Annotated in this window: 14 protein-coding genes and 2 pseudogenes; 9 read left to right on the top strand and 7 right to left on the bottom strand. The window is 40.4% G+C overall.

Annotated features, from left to right (window positions below):
- Positions 1-334: 334 nt before the first annotated feature.
- The 7 genes and pseudogenes from ACFO4O_RS18105 to ACFO4O_RS15240 form a co-directional block, all read right to left on the bottom strand.
- Positions 335-490: pseudogene (locus ACFO4O_RS18105) on the bottom strand (RHS repeat-associated core domain-containing protein); the annotation flags it as partial.
- A gap of 201 nt (positions 491-691) precedes the next feature.
- Positions 692-1,522, bottom strand: coding sequence for a hypothetical protein (locus ACFO4O_RS15265; RefSeq protein ID WP_382410076.1), 831 nt, complete (start codon positions 1,520-1,522; stop codon positions 692-694).
- A gap of 282 nt (positions 1,523-1,804) precedes the next feature.
- A complete protein-coding gene (locus ACFO4O_RS15260) occupies positions 1,805-1,984 on the bottom strand; it encodes a hypothetical protein (protein WP_382410075.1) in 180 nt (59 codons plus the stop codon).
- An 8-nt stretch (positions 1,985-1,992) separates the two neighbouring features.
- A complete protein-coding gene (locus tag ACFO4O_RS15255; RefSeq protein ID WP_382410073.1) occupies positions 1,993-2,373 on the bottom strand; it encodes a hypothetical protein in 381 nt (126 codons plus the stop codon).
- Between the two features lie 197 nt (positions 2,374-2,570).
- The gene (locus ACFO4O_RS15250; RefSeq protein ID WP_382410071.1) at positions 2,571-3,650 is read right to left on the bottom strand and encodes a nucleotidyl transferase AbiEii/AbiGii toxin family protein; all 1,080 of its coding nucleotides are present in this window, start codon (positions 3,648-3,650) and stop codon (positions 2,571-2,573) included.
- Positions 3,647-4,270 (bottom strand): DUF6088 family protein, encoded by a 624-nt coding sequence (locus ACFO4O_RS15245; RefSeq protein ID WP_382410069.1) that lies wholly within the window; start codon positions 4,268-4,270, stop codon positions 3,647-3,649. Before ACFO4O_RS15245 ends, ACFO4O_RS15250 begins: the two co-directional genes overlap by 4 nt.
- A 130-nt stretch (positions 4,271-4,400) precedes the next feature.
- The gene (locus ACFO4O_RS15240; RefSeq protein WP_382410067.1) at positions 4,401-4,991 is read right to left on the bottom strand and encodes a DUF6037 family protein; all 591 of its coding nucleotides are present in this window, start codon (positions 4,989-4,991) and stop codon (positions 4,401-4,403) included.
- Positions 4,992-5,188: 197 nt separating this feature from the next.
- Here ACFO4O_RS15240 and ACFO4O_RS15235 point away from each other — a divergent pair.
- From ACFO4O_RS15235 to ACFO4O_RS15195, 9 genes and pseudogenes are all read left to right on the top strand, one after another.
- Positions 5,189-5,342 (top strand): annotated as a pseudogene (locus tag ACFO4O_RS15235) (RHS repeat-associated core domain-containing protein); the annotation flags it as partial.
- Positions 5,343-6,306: 964 nt separating this feature from the next.
- Positions 6,307-6,573 (top strand): hypothetical protein, encoded by a 267-nt coding sequence (locus ACFO4O_RS15230; protein WP_382410065.1) that lies wholly within the window; start codon positions 6,307-6,309, stop codon positions 6,571-6,573.
- Positions 6,574-6,638: 65 nt separating this feature from the next.
- Complete coding sequence (locus ACFO4O_RS15225; RefSeq protein ID WP_382410063.1) at positions 6,639-6,992, top strand: hypothetical protein; 354 nt, start codon at positions 6,639-6,641, stop codon at positions 6,990-6,992.
- Between the two features lie 203 nt (positions 6,993-7,195).
- Positions 7,196-8,116, top strand: a complete 921-nt coding sequence (locus ACFO4O_RS15220) for an RHS repeat-associated core domain-containing protein (RefSeq protein WP_382410080.1) — start codon at positions 7,196-7,198, stop codon at positions 8,114-8,116.
- Complete coding sequence (locus tag ACFO4O_RS15215) at positions 8,117-8,722, top strand: tetratricopeptide repeat protein (RefSeq protein ID WP_382410061.1); 606 nt, start codon at positions 8,117-8,119, stop codon at positions 8,720-8,722. It abuts the gene before it with no gap.
- 478 nt (positions 8,723-9,200) lie between these two features.
- Positions 9,201-9,986 carry a hypothetical protein gene (locus ACFO4O_RS15210; protein ID WP_382410059.1) on the top strand — a complete coding sequence of 262 codons (786 nt, stop codon included), beginning with the start codon at positions 9,201-9,203 and terminating at the stop codon, positions 9,984-9,986.
- A gap of 16 nt (positions 9,987-10,002) precedes the next feature.
- Positions 10,003-10,626: a DUF4272 domain-containing protein gene (locus ACFO4O_RS15205; protein ID WP_382410058.1), complete on the top strand. Its 624-nt coding sequence runs from the start codon at positions 10,003-10,005 to the stop codon at positions 10,624-10,626.
- A 550-nt stretch (positions 10,627-11,176) separates the two neighbouring features.
- Positions 11,177-11,338: a hypothetical protein gene (locus tag ACFO4O_RS15200; RefSeq protein ID WP_382410056.1), complete on the top strand. Its 162-nt coding sequence runs from the start codon at positions 11,177-11,179 to the stop codon at positions 11,336-11,338.
- Positions 11,331-11,576 carry a hypothetical protein gene (locus ACFO4O_RS15195; protein WP_382410054.1) on the top strand — a complete coding sequence of 82 codons (246 nt, stop codon included), beginning with the start codon at positions 11,331-11,333 and terminating at the stop codon, positions 11,574-11,576. Before ACFO4O_RS15200 ends, ACFO4O_RS15195 begins: the two co-directional genes overlap by 8 nt.
- Positions 11,577-11,651: the final 75 nt, after the last annotated feature.

Genomic DNA, 11,651 nt, shown 5'->3' with positions numbered 1-11,651 from the left:
CTTCTGAATCTACGCTCGAATTTGGAAGGGTAATGCCGCCTTCAGGGGCTAAGGCTCCTAAGGACATTGCATTTCCACCTACATTTTCACCAGCAACATCTGCTGTAAAATCAAACTCTGGAAGCGAAGCAGATTTCACAGCAGTATTTACCGTACCCCCTAACTCTAACAGCTCTGTCTCTATACTTGTTAGATAGTTTGTCGCACCATTGTCACCAGCCTCTTCAGTCTGTGTGGCTTTGCTTGATCCTGAAGAAGTTCCCTGAACTTCAAAGCTTCTTGTTTGACAATACCCTGTAAGGTCGCCGTCGCATATTGAACCATCGTTATTAAGTGCCGAATACCCCGTCGGATCAGTAAAACTAAGCGGATTATTGAGTACATAGGAATAAGGATTGATGCCCTGACTGCCAGTACCTTGAATGAAGGGATCAACGCTTAAAAACCGGCCAATATTGTAGTCATAGATGCGCCCATTCATATGAATCAGCGAGCCTAGTGCACTTTTAACCGTTTATGCCGATTTGGCGTGGAGGGCCGCGCTTTTAAAGAGCATTGATATAGACTGACTAAATCTATTTGAAAAATACCACTATGCGCGGTTTTTTGTGTTCAACAACTATCACTATCAATGAGTGAGCAATATTTCAAGCAACCTGACCCTGAGGGGTCCATATAACGTTGCGCAAAACTACACTTGCCTTTTAATCCGAGACTTATAATTCTTCAGTTGCTCATCAGAGAGTATTTCTTCGTCTTTCCAGTCATACACAATATTCAACAATCCAACGATGGCTGGGTTGGGGAATGTCATTACTTTCTCGACCATACGCGAATCATGGACAGTAAAGTTGCCCAATGCCGTATAAAAAGCGCGAATACAATCCACTGATGAAGCGCGTTGCGACTGCGTGCCCACCGAAGTTATTTCGTTATTTGCGTACACGTCGGCCTGGTTAGCATTATCTGCAATGGCCCGGATTATCTGGGGCAGTGAAGGCCAATATTTCAAATCGTAACGCCCGAACAACTGGTTAAGCTTTTCTTTTGGGTAACTCTCAAAAAGGTAGTTTTGCGCTGTGTTGGCTGCATCGTTTATGGGGTCTTTGATTGAATAGTAAATATCGCTGGTAAACCCTGAGCTTTCCGACATTTCACTTTGAGATGATAGCAAGTCAGCCAAATGGCCTGCCGTATTTGCAATATCAGTGTTTATCGCATGGAGTTCTTTGGCTACTTGGCGAGCCTCAATGAAACTATCGGGTTTTGCAAAAATAATTAATCCCAGTACACAGTCGATAAAATCATACCGAGCGTTAAAACTAAGCTTTGAGTTCAATTCAACCCAAAGCGGTGTAAGCTCATCGAACCGATCCAATATACGCTCTATGACCGGAATTTCACTAACCCAGCATTTGCTTTTGCAACGGTCTTCGAGTAATAGCTGCAACGATTTTTGAATGCTGTCGACAGTGTTTCCTCTCAGCGTTTCTATATAATCTTTATAGGTACCTTTTATCATATTTTTTGTCCTATGGAATTGAAGATGCAATTCATCATATCCATAAGTAACAACCTGAGGCGTATCTGAGTTGAAGAAATTTTTAACAATACTCGGTTACCAGAAATCGCCGTATTACATCAGTCTATTCATAGCCTGCAATTGATCATCAGTTATTGACATTATTTAAGATTTTTTCATCAACTTTTTTCTTCGCCACAATATCCTTATTGGATGACAAAAGTGTTTATTGCAAAAGATATGTGCTCTAGACCTCAAAGTTCAATCTTGCATGAATTCCAATCATTCTAATCCTAGCTCCTTTAAAATAGGAATGATTGAGTTATCATCCAGCTCAACTTTTATAAGAATTTCTCGGACTTTGTCTCTGTCTTTATCGCTCACAGCTCTATCAAATTGATCGAACAAGCCTGCCACGTAAAGCCGCTCATTGACCGTCATTCCCGCATATTTTCTATCCATTAGTTAGCCTATAGTTCAATAATATCAAAATCTGTATTTCTTACGTTTTTGGGATCAATGATATATTCAGGAAGTCCTCCTTTGTTTCCATCCAGTGGCAAGGCTGACCTCATTTGAATAATATCCGCTTTCTTTGCTTCTCCCCTTAGGAGGAATTCGGCAGTATTGTTTGCTTGACTTGCGCCGCCCGAAGGCAAACCTGCTGCGCCTCTGCAATTATCTATAGTCCTCGGGTCCATTGGTGTCCATGTTTGATATTGTCTTCTGGCCACTTCTTGCAGCTCGGCTCCATACCAAGGCCCCGGAACATTAGCACGGCCTTTTGCAAACCCAATATCGTGGATTTGATAGCTGGCATCCATAACACCATTTATCTGTACATTTATCATGTTGTTCAAATCATGTTCAATTTATCCAACCTCTATTAAACGATACGGAAATTGCTTCGCACTCATCCCGCTGCCAGTCTACCGAGTATTTATTCGCCTACTTCAAGTTAGCATTTTACAAAAATGACAGGCCAATAACTCCTTGCTATTAATAGAGAACGTTAGCACTGCGGTGACAGTTGGCTTGGCATTGCTGCCTATTGGGAAATGGAATTGGTATCGCCTGACTTAAACTGGTGATTAATTCTGTCTTGATTTTTCTTTAATCTACCCAAGATTTCTGCGAATGAATCAGTTTCAGTAAAAAACATTCCACCTTTGACCGCATCTTCATGGTCTTTTTCGATATTTTTGAGCCGTTCCTCATTAGGAATTAACAATAATTCACCAACGAGTACTGCCTCATAATCAACACCGCTACTTGCCCATCTATGTTTTTTCATTTCTACCACATCATTTCTGGCTACATTTGATGTGAAAGGATCTGCGAATCCTGTTTTCAATAGACAATCTACATCGTACCAATGCCTAGCAAGTCTATTAGTATTGGGTTCCTTATCTTGAGAACAAAATTGATGTAAGGCAGTAAGTTTTTCCCACAGAATATATTCTCGCTGGTAAGCGTTTACAGAAGCCTTTGGTAATACTAGTTGCTCTAAGCCGGGAGTGTGGCCCAAGTAACAATCAACCTCAATGATTTCAGTTGGCTTACCTCTGTTTCGGCCACCAAATTCGAGAAGTACATGATCTAACTGGTAGTCATGCTGTCCTTTTGTCATGCGAGGAAAGTGAATGTTAATTTTTTCGCCGTCAGATCCATCTTCCATTTCGGCGAACAAGCCTTCGATTTGATATTGAGATAGCCTCTTATTGAGCAAGAGAACTAATCCTTCACTCCATGTAAGTAATCGCCTCTGCTGGTTTTTTCTGAATTTATTACTTTGGCTTTTACTATTAGTGTTTTTCTTCCACTCTGTAAACTCTTCGTCTTCAGAAAGGCCCGATAAATCTGCCCAATGTATGGACAAGTCAATGTCTTCCGAAAATCGAGAAATGGCTTGCCAGCATTTACTTAATGCCGTTCCACCTTTAAATGCAACTGAAAAACCACCTAACAGTTTTTCTTCGTACAGAAGCCTTAAAATTTCTGTTACCCAGACATCTTTTTCTAGAAAGTTTGCTGCAAGACCTTTTGGATGATTTTGAGCACCAAAGGTGAAAATGTCACTAAGCTCTTCATGTTTTGATTTGTCAGCATACAGCTCGAATATATTCATGAAATAAGGCTTCTTTCGACATTTTTGAGTTTATTTTTCCACTCTGCCAACATTGTATTTTTCTGTAATTTCGATAGAACTTTTAATGTTTCTTGTTTTGATAACTGTAATCGTGAAAGAGCATTTTTTAACGACGACTCAGGGGTGTGCTCAGGAGAAAGCGTTAATAGACTTCTAAACACTTTACCTTCAGGTTTGTTTTCCCATTGCAGCTTCTTGTTAGTTGTATGATGCACTTGCACTACTTCACTACCAACTTTAAATTCCCTAGTAGGTCCAGTAGTCCAATACACTGATTTCATTGGCGCTTGAGTTTGCAACCCCAATCTATAAGCGGCTTCTAACCCTTGAGGGACCATTTTGTAATGGTTCGCGCGTGCCCATGTTTTAGCAACTTCTTCAGCTTTTGCGGTGATCTTTACAGAAGGAATATTTTTAAGAGGTTTAGGTCTGGAGTAAATTCCTTTAGCGACACGAACAATTACTCTCTCTTTAGCCAAGCGGCTCATTGCCTTTTGTACAGACGTAGTTGAGCCTAAGGAATAAAACCCTTCAATAGAAAATGGAGTGCCACGTTTCATACGGGATACTCGATTTGCAACTAAAGCAGAAACAGACATCGCTCACTAATCCTGACTATATCAATTAGGTGTGGTTATAGTTTAACCCATATATTTATTGGTGTATAGATTGGTTTGTGTCAGGATCGACTGGTTCACATATCTTGCTATTAAGTTAAGTCAAATTCAGCTAACTTGGCTCGTCTGGCTTTTTGATTTTACGCCAATCTCTCCCCAAGTCTTTCGCACTCCACTTGGATGACGCTCGGTTATCTAGGCTAAATTGAAGAGCTTCCGGTCCCATTGTTACAAGTGTTTTATGTTGATTCTCTTTAGTTGGCCCTTGTCTATCTTTCGATTTCCAAAATATCCAAGTATCGAAATGTGGTCTGTCTCTATCTTCGGTGATGTCAGGGCGTAGGCGAATGATCTCACTTGTAGAAGGGTTGTTATTTGCTGTCGCTTTGGTTGGAATTTGACTGTTTACTTGCTCCAAAAAATCTCTTGGTTTTAGTGGTATACCCGTATTCGCACCACTTCGAAGAACTTCGACCAAATCCGAATAAAAATCACCGAAGTATGGGACGATCCTATAACCAACGTGAACGTCAAATTTAAAGAATCTGGGGTTTTCACCTCTAGAAGTCAGGGCTAGCGAAAAGGGATTTTCTCTAGTTGAAAATAAACAGTCGAAACTGGCTGAGCCCGTATTGATTCTAAACTGCTGAATGTCTGTGCTAATTGCCAACATACTTTTGTGCAGTAATCGTAGTGAAGTCATTTCCATTTTTAATCATCCCCCCGAAACCGTTATTGGTGTTATTACAGTGAGTAGTTGGCAAATTCAAGTTGGACTTCAAAATTTCTAAGGCTGTATTATTCAAGGCATTTACATTAATCTAATCAAAAAGTCGTTTCTAACTATTTGTTCTTTAAAAGCTTGCTGTTGACTTAAGGTGCTAAACGTACTGTGTCGCCATTCATATGAATGGGCGGGTGTATGACTACAATATTGGCCGGTTTTTAAGCGTTGATCCCTTCATTCAAGGTACTGGCAGTCAGGGCATTAATCCCTATTCCTATGTGCTCAATAATCCGCTTAGTTTTACTGATCCTACGGGGTATTCGGCGGAGGAGGATGTTGAGACTATAGAAGTAAGTAAAGACGATCAAGTTTTCACGGATTCTGCTGGAAACAATTACGTTGACGCTGGAGATGGCAGTGGAGATTTAATTAAAATCGATTCCGTTTCAGGAAACAACTCACAAGGTGCCAGTGTAACCGTTGGATTTGGTGATAATGGTGCGGTATCTAATTACAGTTCTTCCCAAAACGGCGTAAATGTCAGTATTACTGATATAGGGAGCCAAAGCCAAACAGCTCAAGTAAGTTTTGATTCAGAAAGCGGGACACAACCCGTGTCAGAAAATGAAACTGGCTTCATGGATTATTTGGGGGGGTTGTCAAAACAAGCGCTAAATGAAGTAGATTCGTTTTTGGCTGAGCATATTGATTTCAACCCGATTAAGTTGGGGGTTGGTGTTGCGAATGGCGCTAATTCAATGAGGCTTGCTATCCAGTCTAAAGCCTTAGCTTATGCAAGTTTCTTCACATTTGGTATTGGACAACCTCAATTTGGCGCTCCTTTAGCCGGTTTGAGTGCTGTAAAAGCAAACTCCTCTTTAAAAGCAGCGCAAAGATCTGGGGTGCAAATCGGCGAGGCACTTGCGGAATCGTATGATAACGCGTCCCGCAGAAATCTTAAGGGGTTACTTCCGTATGGCCAGTACTTCGATGATTTAGATGAACCCACCATTCAGGAGTTTTACAAACAAAAATTCAATGATATGAGTATTTGGGAAGTTGCTGGTGAGGCGGGGACAATGTTTTGAATATTATAAAGGTAATAAAAGATGTTTGATTTTATATCAGAATTGTTTTCTAGCTTTCCGTGGGTTTATCGTGGTTGGTTTTGGCTAATATCAGCGGACTACCGCCTTCAATGCAAGCAAAAATGGGTTAGTTATAGTTCGCTATACAAGGTATTCGATCTATTAATGTCTATTACCTTTATGGTCCTTGAGGTGTTATTAGTGTGGATGATTGTTTTGAGCTAATAACTTTAGTTGGTGATGACTTACCTGATTTACAATACACCGACTATGACAGTTTTGGAGTGCAGCAAGCAATTTCCGTATCGTTTAACAGAGGTTGGATAAATGGTGTTATGGATGCCAAATATCAAATACACGATATTGGGTTTGCAAAAGGTCGAGGCAATGTTCCGGGGCCTTGGTATGAGGCTGAGCTGCAAGAAGTGACCAGAAGACAATATCAAACCCACAAGTTACGAATAAAATGAGTATAGATTATAAGAGGCATTACTTAAATTACGGTATTATTAGAGAGGCATTCGTTAACAGTTTTATGTTTCTTAAGGCAGATGGTTTCTTTGAAGATTACACAGTACAGGAAGACTTAAGCTCTTTGGGTATGGGGTATAGAATATTCATTTTTACGGAAGAAATAATTATATCACTCAGCATTTCGGAACTTGAGAATCGAGCGGACTTTAGACTTAGCAAAAGAGATAGAAAGGTTGGCGTTGACTGGTGCACATTAAAAAGTGAATTTGACGCCAAAATTTTTTTTGATATCGACTTTCAGGAATTATCAACCGACTTCGACGAAATTAAAGAATATGTGAATGGTGCATCGGCCAAGCTATCAGATATGCTCGACGAATTGGGGGTTGACGGAGTTATTCAAAAGCTAAATTGAAAACGCGGTGCAAGAGTAAAGCCTGATCGTTCATCTAGTCAAAACCTTTTTAATCTAGCAAAAAAATGTAGTCCAATCAACGATAGTGTGAGTGAGGTTTTACAATGTATGAAATTTGTCTGAGGGTATCTAGTAGGCAAGCAAGGCGTGCCAACACTAATTACTGCATAGCCGCATGCGTCGGATTTACAAGCTAAGAGCAACTGGATGAGGTTGAGCTCATTCATATGAATGGGCGCATCTACGATTATAACATTGGCCGGTTTTTAAGCGTTGATCCCTTCATTCAAGGTACTGGCAGTCAGGGCATCAATCCTTATTCCTATGTACTCAATAATCCGCTTAGTTTTACTGATCCGACTGGTTACACTGTAGAGGCGGAAGTGGACGAAGTAAAAACTAAGAAGGTTGCGAAAACAGGCTCTAGATTAAGGACAGAAACTGAAACTACGACCTCTGGAACAGTAAATATGGCTGACGGAAGCAGTCGAAAATTTAGTATAACGCAAACGACTAACAGCAATAGCAATGGTTCTGAGACATCGGTTAGTTTATCAGCGAGAATAGTTGGTGGAGGAGAAGCAACTGACATTGGCTCGTCTTTAAATAAATTAAATACTTCAACTGATCAGTCAAACGTTGCAAGCACAACAAATATGAAAAAGGGTAATGAAACGAGTGTTGATGCAAAATGGAGAAACATCGAACAAGATGAAGACGGTATAATTACTAAAGCGGATATTCATTGTAACATCAGTTGCCAGAATAATGCTGCGTATGGAAAGCTGTTGGAGGCAAATAATGTCTCGATTAATATAATTAGGCAACAAAGAAGTAATGCCCACGAGCATGGTGCTTGGGGCGGAATTGCAACCGCTATTCCTCTTGTCTTTTGGACCGGCGCTTCTAGCTATGTTGGGTATACGACTGCATCAACGGCGAAAAAACATATATATGACATGTCATTCTGCCTCTTAACGACATTGTGTACGAATTCAATCGGGCTAGATGGCAAGCGGAAGCTAGAGCCTGAACTGCAAGTTGTTAAGGATGTGCGGAATGCGAGCAAACGAAAAAAAGACGTTGAAATAAAACCTGTACAAACGAATGAATTGGTGAAATAAGTGGATTTTATAAAAAAAAGGCTTACCGATGATGAAGAGGAGAAAATGTTTCAAAGTGGTTCGAAACTGATTATGTCCGGCAGGTATGACGACGCCATTAGTTTATTTAAAGAGCTAGTTAATTATGGTTGTGAGCACTATACCTATCTCATAGCAATGGGTTATGAAGCAAAAGAGGGAAGCAATAATTTGAAGTCAGCACTAAATTATTATCAAAGAGCGGCCAGGCTTGAAGGTAAATATAATCTAGACGTTGGGCGTATTTTGCTAAAAATTCATGTCGATGGAAAAGATTTGGCAAATGCAATTCATCATTTTAAAAAAGCAATGTATAAACAAAGTGAAATGGGAGCTCAGTTCGGATTAGGTTTAGCGTATCTTCAAGATTCACCACAAAAAAATATGGAACTCGCACAAAAGCATTTAAAGGCGGCCTTTAATTTGGGACATTTGATGGCAAAACGAAAATTTTATGGACTTAAGCTTAAGGAGGGATACTTGCATTTATTACCTTCTTTTGTGCGTTCTATTTATGATGTCTCTCATGAGCTAAGTTTAAATCCACAGAGTCCCAAAGTTTTAATACGGCTTGACATTAACACTTAAACGTAGCAGCGCCCAAAATTGATATTCGTACATTAAAGATAAGCGTATCGTAATCGAGATAAATAGACCGGTTACAAAGAAAGCGCATGAGCCGTGTGATTCTAATTCATGTGGTTCATAAGCATCATCTCACTATACTTGGTGCCTATGAACAGAGAAATTCAACTGTAATCCTCCCCAAAAAAATAGCACTTTTAACTAGAAAATTCCGCTAACATTAGAGCAAAGATATTTTCACCAGCGCAGGAAAATAATATGAGTTCCGTTGACTAGCTATCACTTCCAATAGATCCCTCAGGGTCAGGTTGCTTGAAATATTGCTTACTCATTGATAGTGATAGTTGTTGAACACCAAAACCCCCACATAGGGGTATTTTTCAAATAGATTTGTCAGTCTATATCAATGCTCTTTAAAAGCGCTGCTCTCCTCGCCAAATCGGCATAAACGGTTAAAAGTGCACTAGGCTCGCTCATTCATATGAATGGGCGCATCTACGACTACAATATTGGCCGGTTTTTAAGCGTTGACCCGTTTATTCAAGGAACTGGCAGTACAAGTGGGCCTCAAGCTAACAACGGTGCAAGTAACAGCTCATCACAAAAAACGACAGAAACCACTGACATAGGCAGTACAGCGAGCAAAAGTAAAAATGAGGCTGGTGCGTCCCAAGAAGACTACTCGATTACAATTAGTGGAACAATTGAAAACATTGAAGGAAATGCCTATTTAGGACTTTTAAAATCAACCATCTCGGGGCTTACGTTTGACATAGTTTATGGTGAACTAAGCTCTATACCGGCTCTAAGAAATGATCCAGAAGATAGGGCTGATATTCAAGCCGCGAAGGACCAAATGGGAGCATCTTTCTATGCTACGATGTTGTTGTCAGGGAATGCATCAAAAAATGTTTTGAAAGGGGTTGTAAAAAAAGGAAAATTTTACGAAGTTCTCACAGAAGCTGTAATAAGTGGAACTTCAAGAAGTGCCCATCGGAAATCTGCAAACAAAGCTTTTGCAGACGTACTGGAAAGGGATGCTAATTTTGCTCAAGGTATAAATCAAGTCCTTGGTAAAGATGTACTTCAGCATATGAGGTCTGGGAAGAGTGGTTTGAAGAATCCGCCAGATACTGAGTGGCATCACCCCAAAGGTAACTCGGGTTCAATGCAATTATTGCGTAATGAAGTTCACCGAGATAAAAACCTTCAAAATACATTGCATAAAGATGGTACGGGCGGTTTTGCCGATCATTTTCAGAACTAATTAGGGCTTAGGTATTATGGACCTTCAAAAAATACGTGAAATATCGCAGAAGAACGCTAAAAAGTTAGGGTATGAGATAAACACTAATTTGCCATTACTTGATGATGATATTGGGCTGCGGCCCCAACAGGAAATTGTAGGACGTAGCTTGGCCCTCTTTGCGGTCGTTGCTTGCTCATACCGCTTTGATAAGTCTCTCGCTATTCAGTGGTTGGAGAGGGAGCGTGTTATCGATTACCTGAGTGATTCAGAAAGGATTTATCTAAACGAGCGCGAAGACAATATAACGCGCTTCCAATCACAGGTTGAGGGATTAAACGCTTTTGCTTGGTCATTAGGTTTCGTTAAGTCTATTTCTTTTGATTCAGCATGCGATAATTCATTGATTAAGCATTTTCCAGATATAAAAAATAATGGTAGCTCTTGTGAGTATAAAGCACTGTCCTCCGTTCGGTCATCCTCTCAAATTATATCTGTTTGCGATTTAGCTTATTGCCTTCATTGGGCGATAGTAAATGCAGAAGCCAATAGCGTAAATTTACTTAGTGATGTAGCGCAACACGTAATTATTGAAAGGCGTAGGGCTTTAGAATGGATGCTATGCACTGATGACTGGGACAAACTAACCTTAGATACATAAGACAGAACGCGCCCATCTGAGGGCTTGTAGTGTGCTCTTTGTTGTATCACAACATCGGTGACGTTGAATAAGCCGTTTCAGATAATCTTTGTATATGCTGTTTAGTTCATTTCTGGTTCGATATAACTCAAAGAGTCGAAAACGGTGAGAAGCTGTGTCGTTGGAGAATATTAAATTTTTTCTGTTAAGACAGAGGCAAACGATCCAATCAAATAAAGCACTACTGCTCGAATAGGGTCAGCCTTTATATTTCTTTGCTCTCTTAGTGCAATGTGTGCTTTGGTATTTTCGGGAGAGCTCGCGTGCTACGCCTTATGAAAGAGGCAAGCATACATGCGCAGCGTGAGTATGATAAACCCTAACGGTATTGCAGCGGCAAACAGATATGCTTAGCAAATTAAGGGTTAATGGAGTTCTTAAGAAACTGAATCGAGCGTATCCATGCGGTTGAGGTGAGTGTATGCCGCGTATTGCTTCGGTATTCAATAATTTGCTGATTTGGCCGATTCCTTTTATACTCTTAACCGTGTAATGATGATTGAGCGAGACTATGCGAAGTAATTTGCGCCCTGAAATGAGCAAAGTAATGGAAAAACGCCTTCTTGAGAAGGACATGCTTCGCATGCGCTCGCACCAAGAACGTCAGGACTCACCTCGTCAATTGAATGCCAACCGCCATCGCGCAGAGCGTGTTAGCTTCGGCTTTGAATAACACCATAATCAAACCTTTCGACACACTTGAAAAAGCCACCAAGTTGCTCTCTGTTATCCCACAAGAGCTGGCTGATAGACTTGTTCTAATTGGTGGCCAAGCCCTTTTAATCTGGGGTGAATATTATCTTATCGATAGACTGACAGGTGAACAGTTTGAATCGCTCGCGAGTGACGATTTGGATTTCATGGGACGAACGCCCGAAGTGATTGATTGTACTAGCTCAGACTTGATCTGACACTTACCCGCTTTTCAATCGGTGCCTGTCAGATTAGATTTGAGCTAAGTTCTTTTCAGCCCAAATCGATTTACT

It is taken from the genome of Glaciecola siphonariae (assembly GCF_042652645.1).
GTDB classification, from domain to species: Bacteria; Pseudomonadota; Gammaproteobacteria; order Enterobacterales; family Alteromonadaceae; genus Glaciecola; species Glaciecola siphonariae.
Note: the sequence above shows the minus strand (reverse complement) of the source record. Positions and strands in the feature narration are given on the sequence as shown.

Bases quoted from the DNA above. Each gene is read 5' to 3' on its own strand.
- ACFO4O_RS15265 (WP_382410076.1), bottom strand. From the start codon at position 1,522: ATGATAAAAGGTACCTATAAAGATTATATAGAAACGCTGAGAGGAAAC.
- ACFO4O_RS15260 (WP_382410075.1), bottom strand. From the start codon at position 1,984: ATGGATAGAAAATATGCGGGAATGACGGTCAATGAGCGGCTTTACGTG.
- ACFO4O_RS15225 (WP_382410063.1), top strand. From the start codon at position 6,639: ATGTTTCTTAAGGCAGATGGTTTCTTTGAAGATTACACAGTACAGGAA.
- ACFO4O_RS15200 (WP_382410056.1), top strand. From the start codon at position 11,177: ATGCGAAGTAATTTGCGCCCTGAAATGAGCAAAGTAATGGAAAAACGC.
- ACFO4O_RS15205 (WP_382410058.1), top strand. From the start codon at position 10,003: ATGGACCTTCAAAAAATACGTGAAATATCGCAGAAGAACGCTAAAAAG.
- ACFO4O_RS15240 (WP_382410067.1), bottom strand. From the start codon at position 4,991: ATGACTTCACTACGATTACTGCACAAAAGTATGTTGGCAATTAGCACA.
- ACFO4O_RS15245 (WP_382410069.1), bottom strand. From the start codon at position 4,270: ATGTCTGTTTCTGCTTTAGTTGCAAATCGAGTATCCCGTATGAAACGT.
- ACFO4O_RS15255 (WP_382410073.1), bottom strand. From the start codon at position 2,373: ATGATAAATGTACAGATAAATGGTGTTATGGATGCCAGCTATCAAATC.
- ACFO4O_RS15210 (WP_382410059.1), top strand. From the start codon at position 9,201: ATGAATGGGCGCATCTACGACTACAATATTGGCCGGTTTTTAAGCGTT.
- ACFO4O_RS15250 (WP_382410071.1), bottom strand. From the start codon at position 3,650: ATGAATATATTCGAGCTGTATGCTGACAAATCAAAACATGAAGAGCTT.